General features: G+C 47.5%; 15 protein-coding genes. 12 read left to right on the top strand and 3 right to left on the bottom strand.

Annotation, left to right across the window (positions count from 1 at the left end; all coding sequences use genetic code 11):
• Positions 1 to 107: 107 nt before the first annotated feature.
• A complete protein-coding gene (locus tag KD145_RS23495; RefSeq protein WP_212002163.1) occupies positions 108 to 278 on the bottom strand; it encodes a DUF6728 family protein in 171 nt (56 codons plus the stop codon).
• 54 nt (positions 279 to 332) lie between these two features.
• Between KD145_RS23495 and KD145_RS23500 the strand changes: the two genes are divergently transcribed.
• The 7 genes from KD145_RS23500 to KD145_RS23530 all read left to right on the top strand — a co-directional run bounded on the left by KD145_RS23500 (position 333) and on the right by KD145_RS23530 (position 11,139).
• Positions 333 to 2,927, top strand: a complete 2,595-nt coding sequence (locus tag KD145_RS23500; protein ID WP_212002167.1) for a glycoside hydrolase family 2 protein — start codon at positions 333 to 335, stop codon at positions 2,925 to 2,927.
• Between the two features lie 2 nt (positions 2,928 to 2,929).
• Entirely contained in the window at positions 2,930 to 4,366 is a 1,437-nt protein-coding gene (locus KD145_RS23505) for an alpha-L-fucosidase (RefSeq protein WP_212002171.1), read from the top strand.
• A 109-nt stretch (positions 4,367 to 4,475) separates the two neighbouring features.
• Positions 4,476 to 5,252 (top strand): response regulator transcription factor, encoded by a 777-nt coding sequence (locus KD145_RS23510; RefSeq protein WP_212002176.1) that lies wholly within the window; start codon positions 4,476 to 4,478, stop codon positions 5,250 to 5,252.
• A 264-nt stretch (positions 5,253 to 5,516) separates the two neighbouring features.
• Positions 5,517 to 7,766, top strand: coding sequence for a bifunctional (p)ppGpp synthetase/guanosine-3',5'-bis(diphosphate) 3'-pyrophosphohydrolase (locus KD145_RS23515; protein ID WP_212002180.1), 2,250 nt, complete (start codon positions 5,517 to 5,519; stop codon positions 7,764 to 7,766).
• Between the two features lie 237 nt (positions 7,767 to 8,003).
• A complete protein-coding gene (locus KD145_RS23520; protein ID WP_212002185.1) occupies positions 8,004 to 9,275 on the top strand; it encodes an adenylosuccinate synthase in 1,272 nt (423 codons plus the stop codon).
• Positions 9,276 to 9,369: 94 nt separating this feature from the next.
• Positions 9,370 to 9,825 (top strand): hypothetical protein, encoded by a 456-nt coding sequence (locus KD145_RS23525; protein WP_212002190.1) that lies wholly within the window; start codon positions 9,370 to 9,372, stop codon positions 9,823 to 9,825.
• A 72-nt stretch (positions 9,826 to 9,897) separates the two neighbouring features.
• Positions 9,898 to 11,139 (top strand): anthranilate synthase component I family protein, encoded by a 1,242-nt coding sequence (locus KD145_RS23530; RefSeq protein ID WP_212002193.1) that lies wholly within the window; start codon positions 9,898 to 9,900, stop codon positions 11,137 to 11,139.
• Here the strand turns inward: KD145_RS23530 and KD145_RS23535 are convergent.
• Positions 11,128 to 12,039 (bottom strand): TIGR01777 family oxidoreductase, encoded by a 912-nt coding sequence (locus KD145_RS23535; RefSeq protein ID WP_212002198.1) that lies wholly within the window; start codon positions 12,037 to 12,039, stop codon positions 11,128 to 11,130. The two genes, KD145_RS23530 and KD145_RS23535, sit on opposite strands and share 12 nt — an antisense overlap.
• Before the next feature lie 197 nt (positions 12,040 to 12,236).
• On the opposite strand from KD145_RS23535, the gene KD145_RS23540 reads away from it, so the two are divergent.
• The 5 genes from KD145_RS23540 (at position 12,237) to KD145_RS23560 (ending at position 18,268) form a co-directional block, all read left to right on the top strand.
• Positions 12,237 to 13,763, top strand: coding sequence for a hypothetical protein (locus tag KD145_RS23540; protein ID WP_212002202.1), 1,527 nt, complete (start codon positions 12,237 to 12,239; stop codon positions 13,761 to 13,763).
• 15 nt (positions 13,764 to 13,778) lie between these two features.
• The gene (locus KD145_RS23545) at positions 13,779 to 14,756 is read left to right on the top strand and encodes a hypothetical protein (protein WP_212002207.1); all 978 of its coding nucleotides are present in this window, start codon (positions 13,779 to 13,781) and stop codon (positions 14,754 to 14,756) included.
• A 190-nt stretch (positions 14,757 to 14,946) separates the two neighbouring features.
• A complete protein-coding gene (purQ, locus tag KD145_RS23550) occupies positions 14,947 to 15,639 on the top strand; it encodes a phosphoribosylformylglycinamidine synthase subunit PurQ (RefSeq protein ID WP_212002213.1) in 693 nt (230 codons plus the stop codon).
• A 32-nt stretch (positions 15,640 to 15,671) separates the two neighbouring features.
• Positions 15,672 to 16,127: a protein-disulfide reductase DsbD domain-containing protein gene (locus KD145_RS23555; RefSeq protein WP_212002218.1), complete on the top strand. Its 456-nt coding sequence runs from the start codon at positions 15,672 to 15,674 to the stop codon at positions 16,125 to 16,127.
• Between the two features lie 107 nt (positions 16,128 to 16,234).
• Entirely contained in the window at positions 16,235 to 18,268 is a 2,034-nt protein-coding gene (locus tag KD145_RS23560) for a protein-disulfide reductase DsbD (RefSeq protein ID WP_212002221.1), read from the top strand.
• Between the two features lie 95 nt (positions 18,269 to 18,363).
• Here the strand turns inward: KD145_RS23560 and hisS are convergent, their stop codons facing one another.
• Positions 18,364 to 19,713, bottom strand: a complete 1,350-nt coding sequence (gene hisS / locus KD145_RS23565) for a histidine--tRNA ligase (protein ID WP_212002225.1) — start codon at positions 19,711 to 19,713, stop codon at positions 18,364 to 18,366.
• Positions 19,714 to 19,737 lie beyond the last annotated feature (24 nt).

The following is a 19,737-nucleotide window of genomic DNA, read 5'->3' on the forward strand; positions in this document are numbered from 1 at the left end:
AAGCAGCCATTGACATCCGGTCAATGGCTGCTTCGTTTTTATCAAAAGTCAGAATATACAATCTCTGCAGGGTATCAGGCTTATCAGCAGCATCATTTGCATCATAGTCAGTGTCTTCTCACCAACCTGATTATCATCACAATCAGCGCTATAACGAAAAGAATAATGGAGATGCGGTTCATGCCGTGCATCATAGCCACATAACGGGTTTTAGGCGCATTGGGGTCACCTTTGCCAATATAGAAGTATCTTAATATTTGTCGCCACAAGCTTTTCATGTACCAAAGATCGTAAATCAATGTTATTTTTGGAACTGCTAGAAAAATCAAGTCATGGAATGTAATAGATGGGGTCGATGGCTGGTATCGATCTTTTTTTTAACCTGTTTTACTAAATCGATTTATGCGGCGGAGACCGTTGCTGATACACTGGTTTCAGGATGGGAATTCTCTCGTGTGGATGAAGGGATATGGCGGCCGGCGACTGTTCCCGGCACGGTACATACTGACCTCCTGGCGCTGCAACTGATACCCGATCCTTTTGTAGGCACCAATGAAAAAGCGGTGCAGTGGGTCGATAAAAAAGACTGGCAATATCGCAAAAGATGGAAGCTGACTGCCAGTGATCTGCAATATGAGGTACTGGAACTGGACTTCAAGGGGCTGGACACCTATGCGTCTGTATATGTGAACGGGCACCTGGTATTACAATCGGCCAACATGTTTGTAGAACAGGTGGTGAATGTAAAACAGTGGCTGCATGAAGGCGAAAATGAATTGCGGGTACTGTTCGAAAGTCCGATTAAACATGATATGCCACAGTTTCTGAAGGATCAGGTGATCTATCCGGCAGGCAATGATGCCAGTGATATTCCACTCAGTGTATACGCCCGTAAAGCGCCGTATCATTATGGCTGGGACTGGGGCCCGCGTCTGGTGACTGCCGGCATATGGAAACCGGTATACCTGAAAAAATGGAATAAAGCGATCATTCGGGATATATGGTGGCAACAGCAACAGCTGAACGCCGCTAAAGCTGCCCTGAATGCAGTGCTCACGCTGGAAACGGTAACAGCCGGCACTTACAACCTGAAGCTCTCCACTGCCCTGCCGGGAGCCAGACGGGAAACCATCACCAAAGTAGTGACGCTGCAAAAAGGCACTAATACCATACAGGTACCGGTACAAATCAAACAGCCGAAACTATGGTGGCCGGCAGGTTTGGGCGATCCTACCCGTTACACGATGTCTGCTGAACTGCTCGACAAAAACACTGTATTGGCTGCAGATCATCAGTTAATAGGACTCCGTACAATTGAAGTGGTGAACAAACCGGATAGCCTGGGTGAAAGCTTTTACGTGAAAGTCAATGGCCGCCCGGTTTTTATGAAAGGAGCCAATTATATTCCGCAGGATAATTTTCTGCCGAGGGTTTCTGAAAAGAAGTACCGGCAGCTGTTTGAAGATATGCAGTCCAGCCATTTTAATATGGTGCGTGTTTGGGGGGGAGGTATTTATGAAGATGACCTGTTTTATGCACTGGCAGATGCTAATGGTATTTTGGTATGGCAGGATTTTATGTTTGCCTGCACCCTGTATCCGGCTGATACGGCGTTTCTGGCCAATGTGAAGCAGGAGGCAGCATATACGATAAAACGCTTGCGTAACCATCCTTCGCTGGCTTTGTGGTGTGGCAACAATGAAGTGGCCGTGGCGATTAAAAACTGGGGCTGGCAGAGCGGTTATGCTTATACAGATGCACAATGGGCGAGTCTGCAACAAGGATATGAGCAGTTGTTTAAAGAGCTGCTACCCGCCGTGGTAAAAGAAAATGATCCGGGCAGGTTTTATTTTCATTCTTCTCCTATCAGCAACTGGGGCAAAAAAGAAGATTTTACCAAAGGCGATAACCACTACTGGGGCGTATGGCATGGTATGGAATGGTTTGAGGCGTTTAACACACATATACCGCGGTTTATGAGTGAATACGGTTTTCAGTCATTCCCCGAAATGGCCACCATCGACAGTTTTGCGACCAAAGCCGATTACGATATTTTTTCCAATGTGATGCAGGCGCATCAGAAAAGTCCGGCGAAAGGTAATACTGCCATTAAAACTTATATGCTGCATTATTACCGTGCACCCAAAGACTTCCCTTCTTTTGTATACCTGAGTCAGGTGCTGCAGGCGGAGGGCATGAAAGTGGCGATAGAAGCGCATCGCAGGGCTATGCCTTATTGCATGGGTACTTTGTACTGGCAGTTGAATGACTGCTGGCCCGGTCCTTCCTGGTCTGGCCGGGATTATTACGGCCGCTGGAAAGCGTTGCAGTATTATGTGAAAGATGCTTTCTCACCATTGCTGGTATCCGGTCTGGTAGAAAACAAACAGCTGGGAGTATGGCTGGTATCGGATGAAAACAAAGACAAAAAGGGGGATCTGGAGCTGATAGCCACCGACCTTTCCGGTCACCCGTTGTGGCAGCAAACGTTAAAGAATATCAGTATAAAAGCCAATACCAGCAGTAAAGTGTTTGCAGTGGATACAGCTGCTATTTTAAAGGGAAGGAATCCTGCTGAGGTAATATGCTATGCACAACTGCGAATTGACGATAAGATTATCAAGAGGAATATCTTTTATTTTGTGTCTGCGAAGGAGATGGCCCTGGAGGAGCCGTCTGTTGCGGTAACATTCGGGAAGCAGCCGGTGCAGGATAACGTGTTGTATATGACTGTTAAAGCGGAGAAACTGGCGAGAAATGTTTATTTACAGCTGGACAATGCTACGCCGGAAGAAAGGTTTGAAGAGAATTATTTTGATCTGCTGCCTGGCGAAAACAAGACCATCAGGATATATACAAAACGTAATCCGGCAGCCATCAGGGCTGCATTGAAAGTAACCTCTTTGGTAGATACTTATAAAAATTGATTATGAGAAAATTATGGATGGCATTGGGTTGTGCATGGCTGACAATAAATGCGGCCAGTGCACAAACAGAAGAATTGCCTTATGTGCCGGAAACAGATCCGGCTGTAGTGCAGAAACTGGATGAGTGGCAGGACTGGAAATTTGGTATGATCATTCACTGGGGCCCATATTCCCAGTGGGGTGTGGTGGAGTCATGGAGTATCTGCCCGGAAGATGAAGGGTGGACCGCCCATAACCCCAAAATGTCTTATTTTGAATACCTGCAAAAGTATGAGGCGCTGGGAAAAACGTTCAATCCTACACATTTTGCTCCTGAAAAGTGGGCAAAAGCAGCCAGGGAAGCAGGTATGAAATACCTGGTGTTTACCACCAAGCATCACGATGGTTACTGTATGTTTGATACCAGACAGACAGATTACCGCGTGACCGCTCCTGATGCGGCTTTCAGCAAAAATCCACGGGCCAATATTGCCAAAGAGGTGTTTGAAGCTTTCCGTAAGGAAGGTATTCATGCGGGCACCTATTTTTCCAAGCCTGACTGGCATTCCGATGCCTACTGGTGGAATTATTTCCCGCCCCGCGACCGTAATGTGAACTATGATGTGAAAAAATATCCTGAAAGATGGAATCAGTTCAAGCAGTATACCTACAATCAGATCGAAGAGCTGATGACCGGTTACGGCAAACTGGAGATCCTCTGGCTGGATGGCGGCTGGGTGAGACCTTTGCGTCAGCAGACCCAAGAATCCCTTTCCTGGAGCAAAACACCCCCACAGGACCAGGATATCGACATGGGCAAAATTGCCAAAATGGCCCGGAGCCATCAGCCAGGCCTGATCGTGGTAGACCGCAGTGTACACGGGCCGTATGAAAACTACCGTACCCCTGAGCAGCAGATCCCTGATAAGCCACTGTCTTATCCCTGGGAGACCTGTATGACGATGGGCGGTTCCTGGTCCTATGTGCCGAATGACAAATACAAGCCGGTAGGCACACTTATCCATAATCTGGTGGATATCGTGGCCAAAGGGGGCAACTACCTGCTGAACGTTGGTCCCGGCCCCGATGGAGAGCTGCATGAAGCGGCCTATACTACTATGAAAGGTATCGGGGAGTGGATAAAAGTGAATGGTGCTGCTATTTACGGTACCCGGGCTGTAGCGCCTTATAAAGACGGAAAAGTATGTTTTACCCGGAAAAAGGATGGCAGCGTATATGCGATCTACCTGCTGGACGACCAGGAAAAGCTGCCGGCCACAATTACATTTAAGGGCCTTAAACCGGCCAGGGGTGCGGCTATGCAGTTGCTGGGCGCTTCCGGTAAGCTGGGGTGGAAAACCGTAGGGGATACTGTAACCGTAAGTATACCTGAAAAGCTGCGTCAGCAGGCCTGGATTTACGCGGTGGCAATCCGTATCGGAGCTGTGGAAAAGATGTGAATATGATGTGAATACAGTATTCGTTCGCGTGAATAAGAAAAACAGGCTGTCTCTAACCCGCGGCAGCCTGTTTTTTGTTTTATAGATAGAATGTCCAAAAAGCTTGACTATGAACATGCAAACCCAAGTGAATAAGAACCCCCGTATTCTGCTTGCGGAAGATGATAAGGCACTCGGCGAAATCGTCAAAAGAAACCTGGAAAGTATTGGTTACCAGGTTGAGCATTGTGTGGACGGTGAAGATGCCTGGGCAGAATTTCAAAAGAAACGCTACGATTTATTGTTACTGGATATCGTGATGCCGAAGAAAAACGGCTTTCAGCTGGCCAAGGAAGTACGCAGCAAAAACACGCTGGTACCCATTTTTTTCCTGTCAGCTGAAAAAACCATGGACGCCGACCGCCTGGACGGCTTCCGACTAGGGGCAGACGGGTATATCGTAAAACCATTCAGCCTGCTGGAGTTGCAAAGAAGGGTCAAGGCATTCCTGAAATGGACCCGCCCCCCCAAATCAGAACTCCTCATCGGGCATGTGGTAGGTGAACATACCTTCAACTACCGCAAAATGAAAGTATATCCCAAAGACAACCAGACTGCATATGTCGCTACTTTCTCCCCCACAGAAGCCAAGCTGCTGCGCTATTTCCTCAACCGCCCCAATATCATCATCAAAAAAGATGAACTGCTGATGAAACTCTGGGGACGCGACGATGTCACCTCCAGCCGCAGCATGGATGTCTTTATCGGCAAAATCCGCAAACAGATAAAGCTGGAACCCAGACTTACCCTGGAAACCATCTTTAACGTAGGCATGCGCCTCAATGTCCCGAAAGATTTCACACTGCAGAAAATTACCATTCCACTGAGCAATACAGCTATCCAATAACCCGGTTACGCAAAAGAACGCAAGGGATTAAACCCCGTAAGCACCAAAGCTGTGAAAGGTTATATTGACTTAATTGCTTATATACTTTTACCTGTAAGTGATAAGTCTTTTCCACTTTTACACCTTTGCGTGCTTATTTTGTTGCTGTGTAAAAATCTTGTGAACTTCTCTGCACTGTACCCGGGAAGCAGTTTTGCCAGCGCCCGCTTTTCCTTCCCGGCCGCTGTTTCTTTCAGATTATATTAAATCGTAACTTTATGCCCAATGGAAACAGCGGCAGTTCAAAAATATAACCTCGACGAAGAGCAGGAAAAAAAAGAAATCGTCCGGCATTACCGCGCTTTATTAAGAGCGCTAAAACCCCGTTTGAAAAAAGGCGACCGGGAGCTGGTACGTACTGCTTTTGAAATGGCAGCGGACGCACATAAGGAAATGCGCCGGAAATCAGGCGAACCTTATATCCTGCATCCGCTGGCAGTAGCACAGATATGTGTGGAAGAAATAGGGCTGGGCGTACGCTCGGCTATATGTGCCTTGTTGCACGATACGGTGGAAGATACAGAAGTGACGCTGGAAGATGTGTCCCGCGAATTTGGTAACGAAATAGCCCATATCGTGGACGGCCTTACCAAAATATCCACCGTCATCGACTCTAATACCAGCACAGCACAGGCTGAAAACTTCAAGAAAATACTGCTCACCCTGGCAGATGATCCCCGGGTAATACTCATTAAGCTGGCAGACAGGCTGCATAACATGCGTACCCTCGACAGCATGAGCCGGGAGAAACAGCTGAAAATAGCCTCCGAAACGGTGTTCATCTACGCGCCGTTGGCCCACCGCCTGGGACTTTATAATATCAAGTCCGAGATGGAAGACCTGGCGATGAAATACACGGAACAACAAACCTACCGTGAAATCGCCAAACGTCTTAAGGAGACCAAACGCGAGCGTACCCGTTATATCAATGAGTTTATCAAACCCATCAAGGAGGTATTACAGGAAGAAGGTTTCACTTTCGAAATCTACGGTCGCCCTAAATCGATCCACTCCATCCACAATAAGATCAAAACAAAAGGCGTAGCCTTTGAAGAAGTATATGACCTCTTTGCCATCCGTATCATCCTGGATTCACCCCTGGACAAGGAAAAGGCAGATTGCTGGAAGGTGTATTCCATCATCACCGACTTCTATCACCCCAGCCCCGAACGTACCCGCGACTGGCTCAGTAACCCCAAATCCAATGGGTACGAAGCCCTGCACGTGACTGTAATGGGCCCCAATGGTAAATGGGTGGAAGTACAGATACGCTCCAAACGTATGAACGACTACGCCGAAAAAGGGGTGGCCGCTCACTGGCGCTATAAGGAAGGTGCCCAGAACCCGCAACAGGAGTCTAAATTTGATCAGTGGTTTACCCAGATAAGGGAAATCCTCAACAACCCGGATTCCAATACACTGGACTTCCTGGCCGATTTTAAAAGCAACCTCTTCACTGAAGAGATCTATGTATATACGCCAAAAGGCGACCTGAAAATATTACCGGTCAACTCCACCGCGCTGGACTTTGCCTATGCCATCCACAGTGCTGTAGGTAACAAGTGTATCGGTGCTAAAGTCAACTACAAGCTGGTACCACTCAGCCATAAGCTGCGCAGCGGAGACCAGGTGGAAATCATTACTTCCAACAAACAGAAACCGTCGGAAGACTGGCTCAACTTTGTACTGACAGCGAAAGCCAAGTCCAAAATCAAGGACGCGCTGAAGGAAGAAAAAAGGAAAGTGGCCATGGATGGTAAAGCTGCGCTGGAACGCAAGCTGGACCATATGAAAATCACTGCCAGTCAGCACAATATCAACGAGCTGGTCCAGTTCTATAAACAGCCGTCACCACTGGACCTCTACTACCAGATCGCGGTTAAGAACATCGACCTGAAAGAGCTGAAACAGTTTTCCCTCCTGGGCGACAAGCTGGAACAGCCCAAACCGGCCAAACAACAGGAACATCAGCCGGAAGAACATGTCAAACATCAGCTGCCTTCCAAAAAAGATGCAGAGCTGATCATCTTCGGGGAAAGTTCTGATAAGATTGCCTACAAGCTGGCCAACTGCTGCCGTCCTATTCCGGGCGATGACGTGTTTGGCTTTATCACAGCCAGTGAAGGCCTCAAGATTCACCGTACCAATTGCCCCAATGCTGCCCAGCTGCTGGCCAACTACGGCCACAGGGTGGTAAAAACCAAATGGGTTAAAAACAGGGAGATCTCCTTCCTGACCGGTTTACGGATCATCGGAATGGATGATGTGGGTGTTATCCACAAAATCACCAATATCATCTCCGGTGAACTGAAAATTAATATCTCTGCCCTCAGTATTGAGTCTAAAGAGGGCCTTTTTGAGGGGCTGATCAAAGTATATGTACATGATAAGGAAGAGCTGGATGAGTTGGTAGAACGGCTTAAAAAGCTGGATGGCATACAATCTGTACAACGACTGGAAGAATCGCAATTATAAAGTTTTCCGTAAAAGGGGGGCTTGCAAATAGCAAGACAGTGAAGCGCGCAAAGGATTTACTTTTGCGCGTTTTGCTGCGCTGTAACGCGTGATGTGCTGAGGTGCTTTGCCGGCTTATATCTTTGCCGGAACCCCCTTAGTGTCTTTAACAAGAAATTTGAAGTTTGATTTTGTAGTATTTCAGCTTAATTTTGCCACTTCTTTTAAAAGCAACCTCCGATAATTAATTAAATCATTATGGTAGACGTTTTGTTAGGCCTGCAATGGGGCGACGAAGGCAAAGGTAAAATTGTGGACTATTTTGCCGGCAAGTACGACGTAATCGCTCGTTTTCAGGGTGGACCGAATGCTGGTCATACGCTCTATGTAAACGGTCAGAAAGTAGTTTTACGCACTATCCCTTCCGGTGTGTTCCATGATAAGACCATTAACCTCATTGGCAACGGTGTGGTGCTGGATCCTGTCGCTTTCAAAAAAGAGAGTGAAGATATCGCTGCGCTGGGCATTGACCTGACAAAAAACCTTTTTATTGCGGAAAAAACACATATCATTGTTCCTACGCACCGTGCGCTGGACAAGGCTTCCGAGATATCCAAAGGTTCCGAAAAGATCGGTTCTACTCTGAAAGGTATCGGTCCTGCATATATGGATAAAACAGGCAGAAACGGCCTGCGTGTGGGCGATGTAATCTCTCCAGATTTCAAGGAACTGTACGAAAAACTGAAGCAGAAACACCTGCAGATGCTGTCTCAGTATCAGGTAGAAGGACTGGCAGAAGATATTGCAGTGTGGGAAAAAGAGTTTTTCGAAGCCATTCCATTCCTGCAGAAAATGAATATTGTGAGTGGTGAATATTTCCTGAATGACCAGCTGAAAGCCGGTAAAAAAGTGCTGGCTGAAGGTGCGCAGGGAAGCATGCTCGATGTTGATTTTGGTACTTATCCGTTTGTTACTTCTTCCAACACGATCTCTGCCGGTGTATGCACTGGCCTGGGGATTGCCCCCAAATGGATCCGCGAAGTAATTGGTGTTACCAAAGCTTACTGCACCCGTGTTGGTAGTGGACCATTCCCAACTGAACTGCATGATGCTACCGGTGAAAAACTGCGTACTGCCGGTCATGAGTTTGGCGCTGTAACGGGCCGTCCCCGCCGCTGTGGCTGGATTGACCTGGTTGCACTGAACTATACCTGCATGCTGAGTGGTGTTACCCAGCTGGTAATGACCAAAAGCGATGTACTGGATGAATTTGATGAAGTGCTGGCTTGCACTGCTTACGATATCGATGGCCAACAAACCAAACAACTGCCTTTCCAACTGAATGGTTTGGACATTAAGCCGGTATGGGAGTCCTTCAATGGATGGAGCGATAAGACTGCTACATGCAAGCAATTCAATGAGTTACCTGTTGAAATGAAAGCTTTTGTAGAAGCAGTAGACAAGTATCTGGGAGTACCCGTGAAATACGTCTCCAACGGGCCGGGACGCGACCAGATTCTTGAGCGCTAAATCATAAAAATTAAGGAAAAAAAACGGCAAAAAAAATTTGGCTAATCAAAAAAACTGTTAAAACTTTACGGCAAAGAAATTAAGCGAACCTATTATGAAATCAAAATCTGATAAAGAGAAAGAGACGAAAAAAACTACTTCTCCTAAGACTGCAAAAGACGCTCCCAAAGCTGCGGAAAAGCCTAAGAAAGAGGTGGATGACGATGATGATGATGAGGACGGAGAAGATGAGGAAACTACATCTAAGAAGCCCTCTAAAAAATCAGATAAGTCAGCTTCCAAATCCAAACGTAAAGGCGACGATGAGGACGAAGATGATGATGACGACGATTATGATGATACGGATGATGCTGACGCTTGGGAGAAAGGCGAAGATGAGGATTATGACCCGGACTTTGAAGAGTTTGACATGCCTAAATCAAAAGGTAAACGTGGCCGTCCTGCCGGTAGCAAAAAGGCGGATGATGACGACGACCTGGGCCTGGACGACGACTTCAAAGACATGGATCTGTTCAATGATCGCTTTGATGATGACGATGATGATTTTTAAGGATTAAAAGCGATTATTATCAGAATATTTCACACTTTTCCGGTCGATGATCAGAAAATATTTAAACAACAAATGTTGAATTGGGCAAACCAGTTCAACATTTGTTGTTTATTGGACAATAATAATTATCCCGACCTTCATCATCGTTTCGAAGCCTTACTGGCAGCCGATGTCCTGCAATCCCTCGAAGTAAATGCCGGCAACGCCTTCCCTGCACTGGAACAGTTTTATGCCTCCTGTCAGGACTGGCTCTTCGGGCACCTGGCCTACGACCTCAAAAACGAAACAGCACCAGGACTCCGGTCTGATAACCCCGACGGCACCGGTTTTCCGGATATGTTCTTTTTTCAGCCAAGGGTTGTGATGCAGCTCCAAAACAACCAGGTTCATATCGGAGGGATCCATTTTTCCGCAGCAGACGCCCTGGCCATATACCAGGACTGTCTTCGTATGCCCGTTGACGTTGTAGCGCCGGCAGCACCCCAGCTCACGCCCCTTCAGGCAAGGCTGGACCACACACAGTATATCCACGCTGTAAAAGGACTGCAGGCACATATCCTGCGCGGTGATTGTTATGAGGTGAACTTCTGCCGGGAGAATTTTATGGAAGATGCCTGCGTATATCCGCCTGCGTTATTTACGCAGTTAAATGCACTTTCGCCGGCTCCCTTTGCGGCTTATTACCGCCTGCATGACCGTTATCTCATCAGCTCCAGCCCGGAGCGTTACCTGCAAAAAACCGGTACCACCGTTATCTCACAGCCTATTAAAGGCACCAGCAGAAAAGATCCGGACCCTGTCCTTGATCTGCAGCTGCAGGAAGCACTGCGCAACAACCCCAAAGAAAGAGCAGAAAACATCATGGTGGTAGACCTGGTACGTAACGACTTGTCGCATACCGCTGTACGTGGCAGCGTTACTGTGAAAGAACTCTGCGGCATCTACTCATTTGCCCAGGTACACCAGATGATATCCACCGTGGCCGCCGAAATAGCCCCTGGTACTCCACTTACAGCCATACTGAAACACACCTTCCCCATGGGCTCCATGACAGGCGCCCCCAAAATAAGGGTGATGCAGCTGATTGAAGAATACGAGCAAAGCCGCCGTGGACTGTATTCCGGAGCGGTAGGATATATTACGCCTGAAGGAGATTTTGATTTTAATGTGGTGATCCGTAGCATGATCTACAATGCCTCCCGCCGCTACCTCTCCTTCCAGACCGGTTCGGCCATTACCTTTTATAGCAATCCGCAACTGGAGTGGGAGGAATGTCTGCTGAAAGCAGCAGCCATGGTAAAACTACTTGAATAGCTGTTCCATGGCTTCTTTTACGGTAGGGTAGGAAAACTGAAAACCGGTATCCTGTATCTTGCGCGAAGACACGTTCACACTTTTTAATACTTCAATACTCATCTCTCCCAATGCCAGCTTCAGGGCAAAGGCCGGTACATAACTGGTAACAAAACTGCGACCCTTGGCTGCATGAGCCATGGTGAGTATCAGCTCTTTATGTGTAACAGGATTGGGGGCCACCGCGTTATAAGTGCCTTCCAGTTGGTCGTTTACAATAGCGTTGAAGTAGAGCCTTACCAGGTCCTGTATATGAATCCAGCTGATATACTGATCGCCTGAACCCAGGATGGTGGCAAAGCCGAACTTCAGCGGTTTGTAGAACTCTTTCAAGGCGCCGCCTTCCCTGCTCAATGCAATGCCGGTACGGAAGATGACCAGTTTTTTGCCGAGTCCTTCAACCGGAGCAATGCTTCTTTCCCAGGCCAGTGTGGTACTGCCCAGAAAGTCAGTAGCCGGTGGGTCTGTCTCTGTAAATGGATGGTCTTTCGATTCCCCGTAATAACCGGTGGCTGAAGCACTGATTACTTTTTTTACTTTGTTGGGGTGGGTCTGTAAGGCTTTGACTATAAGTTCACTGCTTTGGGTACGGCTGTCTGCGATCTCCTGTTTCCGCGAAGCGGTCCATCTTTTTTCACCTACATTGGCACCTGCCAGGTGTACGATATAGTCAGCCTGTTGCAAGGCATCTACGTCCAGCGTTTGTGCGTTCACGTCCCAGCTGGCGTAACTTACTGCCTTATTGGGGCCCTTTTCCGGTTTTCTGGTGAGGATGATCACTTTATAGCCACGTTCCAGTAACATACGGGTCAATGCCGTTCCTACCAGTCCCGTGCCGCCGGTTATCATAACGGTCTCCATCAGGTATATCTGCGTTTAAAAATATTTTATTAAAAATACACAATAAATCCCGCCTTTTGGTATTTAAGTAAAGTCAGGACTTACATCGTGTAATTTGCCGTATTAATTTCTGATTTTTAGTGTAAGTTTGGAGATGATGCGTTTGTTCGCATTATCTACCATTTTCATCATCAGCATTATCGAAACTTCATTAGAGTATGCACATGCTATACCGGATCCAACTCCTTCTGTTGCTGCTTTTTGCCGGCGGGACAGCAGTAGCACAGAAAATTTCCTATTCCGAACCCGAAAAAGATGATTACAAAAGCACTGAGTTTGAAATCATAGGTAAAGTGGGCGGTAATATACTTGTGTATAAGACCGACCGGGGAGATTTTTCCGTGTCTGTGTATGATGGTGAAATGCAGCTGAAAGACCGTGTAAAACTGGACTTCCTCCCCAGGAAAGTGATCAGCATGGACTTTGTGGCCTACCCCGACAGAGTGCTGATGATCTATCAGTTTCAGCGCAAAGATGCCGTATATAGCTTCTGTGCCACCATGTCGCCGGATGCAAAATTCAATGATGCACCCATCATGATCGATTCTACCCGTATCGGCATGTATTCCAAGGAAAATAAAGTGTATTCGGTAGAGATATCCGAAGATAAACGCCGGATCATGGTGTATAAGATCAACCAGGATAAGGAAGACAACAACGTGTTTTATACCTTCCTGTACGACAGCGCCATGGCACTGGTGAATAACAGCCGCCTCTCTCTCCCGATGGCCGGCAGGAAACAGTTCCTTAGCAACTTTAGCCTTACCAATGAAGGCGATCTCGTATTCAATAAACTGGAACGTACCTCCAACCGCGATTATGTGGTGAGTGGCAGCATGGTGATGAAGAGAGCACTGGTAGACAGCTTCGAAGTATCAGCCATGGGATTCAAAGGTCAGTTGCTCGATGAAGTGAAAATGAAACTGGATAATAACAAGCATACCGCATTGGTCACCGCTTTCTATTACAAACAGAAACGAGGCAATGTGGAAGGTATGTACCTGTATAAGTTCGATTATCAGGGCAACAAACCCCTGTACGAGAAATCCGTGGTGTTTTCCAACGACCTGAAAATGGCCGCACGCGGGGAGTCCAGTACTTCCAGCGCTTTCAACGACTATTTCATACGCCGCATTATCAATACCGCCAATGGCGGGTTCCTGCTGACGGCAGAAGCATTTTACACTTCTTCCCGCTACCAGCCCTGGAACCGCTGGAATTATATGTACGGCAGCCCTTATGGCGGTATGTACTATTCCCCTTATTACTACTCTCCGTATTCTCCGATGTATTACAATCCCTGGTACTGGAATAATTCCCAGGGAGTGCGTTATCACTATGATAACGTGGCCGTATTGTCTTTCGACGAGGAGGGCAATCTGCAGTGGAACAATTTTGTCCGTAAGAGCCAGTTTGATGATAATGCCGACCTGTATCTGTCTTACCTGATGGTGAATATAGGCAGTGAGTTGCGTTTTCTGTACAATGAGCTGGACAGGCGTAATTATATGCTGACAGATGTAAGCCTGGCACCCGGAGGAAAAGTAACGCGTATGCCTACTTTACGCAACCTGGACAAGGGTTTCACCTGGATGCCCCGGTACGGTAAACAAATCAGTGCCCGGACGGTGTTGGTTCCGTGTGTATATAGGAACTATATTTGCTTTGCTAAAATTGACTTTTAATCACACCTTTGCACTGTGATACGTTTTTTCCGTTCAGGCAATCCGCTTACGGTATTGCTGTTGCTGATTTACACATTACTGGTTAAGTTCTACTATCTGTTGCATCCTGCTGCTTACATGGCAGACGGTTCAGAGGGGCTTTTGTATGATCTGCTCGTAAAGTGGCTGCATATGCTGATGGGCAACAGCCCGTTCTTTTTTACATCGCTGGCTATCCTGCTGATTTTGCTGCAGTCGTTGCTGCTGACCAAAATCATCAATCACCACCGGCTTTTTCCCAAGCCTACCTATCTGCCGGCCATGTGTTTCCTGCTGTTTACATCACTGTTACAGAGCTGGAATACCTTTTCGCCGGCGCTGCTGGTGAATGTGATCATGTTGTGGGTGTTTTCGAGTATAACGGAGCTGTATACACGGACTTCCGCCAGGGATGTGGTGTTTAATATTGGTTTTGCACTGGGTGTTTGCGGGTTGTTTTATTTCCCGGCTGTTATTTTCTGTTTGTTGCTGCTGGTCAGCATGCTGATCATGCGTGCCTTCCGGCTGGCCGAATGGATTATTGCCATTTTGGGGCTTATCTGTCCGTTATACCTGATGGGCACTTACCTGTTTCTGACAAACCAGATGGCGCTGCTGCGCAAGATTCCTAATATAGGGCTTTCCCTGCCGATGATCACCAATTACAAGGTGTGGGGCGCGATGATTGCCTGTCTGCTGTTTTTTGCGCTGGGATGGCTGCTGCTGCAGCGTCCGCTGAAAAAAATGCTGATCCAGGGACGTAAAATATGGGCGGTACTGATCATTTATGTGCTGGTGGCGGTGATGGTCCCCTTCTTTAATGTGGAATTTTCTCCTGCCTACTGGGTGCTGGCTGTTTTGCCGGTAGCTATGTTTGCCGGTAATGTATTCTGGTCTATCTCCAATGAAACTTTCGCCAACGTCGTCCATTTTATTGTACTGGCGTATATGATCGTGATGCAGTATTTCAGCTAATACCGCTTTTTTAAAACCAATTGACCTTCAGTATTTTGTTAAAACGGGATGAGCGGCAATGGAAAATTGCGTAGGGAAAAGTAATTTTGTCTTTTCCTGACAGCTTTGATATGTAGCATTATATTCATGTGAAAGACGGGAAATCTAATTTATAAAGCATTATTTACATATAAACACAAAACATTTTCAGATGAAATTTGGTGTTGTCACCTTTCCGGGTTCTAACTGTGATCACGATATGATTGATTCCCTGCGCAATGATCTGGGGCAGGAAGTAATAGAACTGTGGCATAAGGATAAAGACCTGAGCGCATTCAGCACAGAAGATTGTATTATATTACCAGGTGGTTTTTCCTATGGTGATTACCTGCGTTGCGGCGCTATCGCCAGGTTCAGTCCCATGATGCAGAGTGTGATTGAATTCGCCCAAAAAGGCGGTCGTGTGATTGGTGTATGTAATGGTTTCCAGGTACTGTGCGAGGCCGGACTGCTTCCAGGTGTACTGTTGAGAAATGAAAACCAGCAGTTTGTATGCAAAAACGTTTTCCTGAAAAGCGAAAACAATGCGGCCTCCCTCACAAAAGACGTTACCGGCAGACCACTGATGATCCCGGTGGCACATGGTGAAGGTCGTTTTTATGCAGATGACGCCACGCTGGACGAACTGGAAAAAAACAACCAGATCCTCTTCCGCTACTGCGACGAGTTTGGCAATATTATTGACACCGCTAACCCTAACGGAGCCATCCGTAATATCGCTGGCATTTGTAATAAAGAAAGAAACGTATTTGGAATGATGCCTCACCCGGAAAGAGCTACCAGCCAGGGGCTCGGTAATCTCGACGGACAGCTCATCTTCCAGAGTCTGATCAATAACAACTAGTATCAATCAACCAACCAATTAAAAAGAAAAGCATGAAAAAATTATTAACAGCACTGGCATTGTTCGCCCTGCCTATTCTGGCAAGCGCTCAGATCGAAAATCCGGTTAAATGGAGCTTTACCTCCAAAAAGGTAAACGCCACCACTTATGAGGTGCATGCAACAGCTACCATTGAAAACGGCTGGCATTTATACGCCCAGGAAGCAGGGGAAGGTCCTGTGCCTACTTCCTTCAAATTCACTAAAAACCCGCTGGCTGCTACCTCCGGTAAAGTGACTGAAGTAGGTAAACTGCACAAATCCTTCGACAAAAACTTCAATTCTGAACTGAAATACTACGAAAACACCGTGAACTTCGTTCAGAAAGTGACCGTAAAAGGTAAAGCAGCTACCAAAGTGAAAGGCTCTGTAGAGTTCATGGTATGCGACGACCATCAGTGTCTGCCTCCTAAAGAAGTGGAATTTGCGGTAAGTGTGGGAGGAAAATAAGTTTGCACACGGTAACCAAAAATATGTCTTATACGATGAACGAGTTCCTCCAAAAGGAACTCGTTGTCGTTTAATCTCCTGTATATTATTTAAAGCCTATTGACTATATGAAGCATTTGCTTTCATTCCTGATACCGGTTTTTGCTTTGTTTGCCTTCAGCGCAAACGCGCAGGAACAAAGTCCTAAGCCAGTAAAATGGGAATTTTCCGCTGAGAAGAAAAACGACCAGGAATATGTACTCCATGCCAAGGCAACGATAGAAAAGGGATGGCTGCTGTTTTCCACCACCATGGGCAACGACGATCCCAACACCCGCATTGTGCCCGATAGTACCGCCAAACTCACCCTGGGAACTGTTACAGAGCAAGGTAAGCTCCAGCAGCGCAAAGAACCGCTGTTCGACAACCTGGACATCAAATATTTTGAAAATGAAGTGGAACTGGTAGCCGATATCAAAGGCACGCCTGCTTCCGGCAAAATCAGGGGCAATATCAACTATATGGTCCTGAAAGGAGAAGAAGTATTGCCGGAGGAAACAGCTTTTGATGTAGCGGTAGCACCAGCTGCTGCTGCCGGCAATACCACTGCTGCTCCTGCTGCAGAAGGTGCCGCAGCCAGTGGTGGCGTAGCCGAAGATGACGCTTCCAACAAATCCCTGCTGTGGATATTCCTGGCCAGCTTTGGCGGTGGTTTTATCGCGCTGATCACGCCCTGCGTGTTCTCCATGATCCCCATCACCGTAAGCTTCTTTACCAAACGCAGTAAAACAAGGGCTGAAGGCATCAAAAATGCGTTCACCTATTCACTGTCTATCATCGTTATTTATACTTTACTGGGCTTCCTTATCACCAAAGTATTTGGTGCCAGTGCGCTCAACTCCCTCGCCAGCAATGGTATTGCCAACATGATCTTCTTCGTGATCTTCCTGTTGTTTGCCTTTTCTTTCCTGGGAGCTTTTGAGATCTCCCTGCCCAGCTCCTGGGCCAACGTGTCCGACTCCAGGGCAGGTATGGGCAGCTTTATGGGTATTTTCTTTATGGCGCTTACCCTGGCTATCGTATCTTTCTCCTGCACCGGTCCTATTCTGGGTAACCTGCTGGTACTGGCGGCGAAAGGTGGCAACACCGGTCCGCTGGTCGGTATGTTCGGGTTCTCCCTGGCTCTGGCCATTCCGTTCTCTCTGTTCGCGCTGTTCCCCAGCCTGCTGAACAAGATCGGTAAGTCCGGCGGCTGGCTGAATGCGGTGAAAGTAACCCTCGGTTTCGTGGAACTGGCGCTGGCGCTCAAGTTCCTGTCCAACGTAGACATGGCCTACCACTGGAACCTGCTGGACAGGGAAATATTCCTGGCGCTGTGGATCGCCATCTTCGCGTTGCTTACCCTGTATCTGATCGGGAAACTGAAATTCAGCCATGACAGCGATGTACCTTACCTCACTGTAACCCGTCTCTGTTTTGCGATTGCCACCTTTACCTTTGTAGTGTATATGGTTCCTGGTATGTGGGGCGCTCCACTGAAAGGTATCAGCGGATTCCTGCCACACGAAGGATCACAGGACTTCAACCTGAACAAATCTCTGGTAGATATACAAGCCTCCCTGGAAAGCGGTGGCGGCGGTGGTGGAAACACCAGCAATGCCAATACCATCAAGCCTAAAAAGCTGGTTGGTCTGCTGCATTCTGAAATCCCGGGTGTGGAAAACGTATTCTTTGATTACGAAGAAGCGCTGGCAGCAGCCAAAGCGGCCAACAAACCGCTGATGCTCGACTTTACCGGACATACCTGCGTTAACTGCCGTAAGTTCGAAAAATCCGTGCTGTCTAATCCGAAAGTGATGAAGATCCTGCGCAATGATTTTATTGTAGCTTCCCTCTACACCGACGAAAAGACATCCCTGCCTGAAGCAGAGCAGTATGTTTCCAAATTCGACGGCAGCAAGATCAAAAACGTAGGCCAGAAAAACCTGGACCTGGAGGCCACTCATTTCAAACGCAATTCACAGCCTTACTATATTCCGGTAGACCTGCAGGGGAATGCGCTGGTGAATAAAGGTTATGGGTACGATCCGAAAGAAGATGCGGAAGCATTTATCCAGTATCTGGAAAGTGCGAAGGCAGAATTTGCCCAAAGACAGAAATAATTTGGCTATTTGGCCATTGGGTCATTAAATATTAAAAAAGCGGAGATCAGTGTTATGCTGATCTCCGCTTTTTTAATATCAAAATAATCAAATGACTAAATAATAAAATCTGCCATTTGTTCGGCTTTGATTTTATCCTGTTGGCCGCTGGTGAGATTTTTCACGCTAACGAGGCCTTCCTGCATTTCAGATTCGCCCAGGATGATCACATAAGGAATACCCCTTTTATTGGCGTATTTCATCTGTTTGTCCATTTTGGCATTTTCGTGGAACAGCTCAGCAGCGATGCCTTTGGCGCGGAGCTGCATCATGTAGGAGAAGCAGGCGCGGGCACTGTCATCGCTCAGGTTGAGAAACAGCACTTTGGTGGACTGTTGAGCTTCCTGTGGGAACAGTTGCAGCTCTTCCAGCACATCGTAAATACGGTCTACTCCGAAGGAGATACCAACACCGGAGATGCCTTTGAGGCCGAAGAGGCCGGTGAGGTCATCATAACGGCCGCCGCCGCCGATGCTGCCCATTTTTACGGTAGGAGGTGCTTTTACTTCCACGATCATACCGGTGTAGTAGTTGAGGCCACGGGCCAGGGTTACATCGATGATGGGCGTGGTGCTGAAGGTACCGAATCCGGAGTTGAGCACGTAAGTCAGTTCCTCTATGCCTTTGAGGGCGGTAGCGGATGACTGGAGCAGGGTTTGCAGCTGTGCCAGTTTTTCTTCGTTGGTGCCGCCGATGGCGAGGAAGTTTTCGATGGTGGTGATATCTGTATCGGTGAGGCCTCTTTCTGCCAGTTCTTTTCTTACACCTTCCGCACCGATTTTATCGAGTTTGTCGATGGAGATGGTGATATCGGTGAGCAGTTCCGGTTTACCGATTACTTCGGCGAGGCCGCTGAGGATTTTGCGGTTGTTGATGCGCAGTTCATAACCTTGGAGGCCCAGTTTGGTGAGCACAGTATCGTAGATCATGAGCAGTTCCACTTCGTTGAGAAGGGAGTTGCTGCCTACCACGTCGGCATCACACTGGTAGAACTCGCGGTAGCGGCCGCGCTGAGGTCTGTCGGCGCGCCATACCGGTTGCATCTGGTAGCGTTTGAAGGGGAGGGCCAGATCGTTCTGGTTCATCACCACATAACGGGCGAAGGGGATGGTGAGGTCATAGCGGAGGGCTTTTTCAGTGACAGCGGATACCAGCGATTTGTTGTCGGTGGCGACCTGTGCTTTCGGGAAAATGTCTCCGTTGTTGAGTATTTTGAACATCAGCTTATCGCCTTCCTCGCCGTATTTGCCGGTGAGGGTGGAGAGGTTTTCCATGGCGGGTGTTTCCAGGGGTTGGAAGCCAAATACCTCGAAGGTTTCGCGGATGGTACTGAAAATATAGTTACGTTTTCTGACCACTACAGGGCCAAAATCGCGGGTACCGTTTGGAATACCGGGTTTTATCATCTCAAAAAAATATTATGGGTGTTT

The sequence above is a fragment of the Chitinophaga sp. HK235 genome (assembly GCF_018255755.1).
Classification (GTDB): Bacteria; Bacteroidota; Bacteroidia; order Chitinophagales; family Chitinophagaceae; genus Chitinophaga.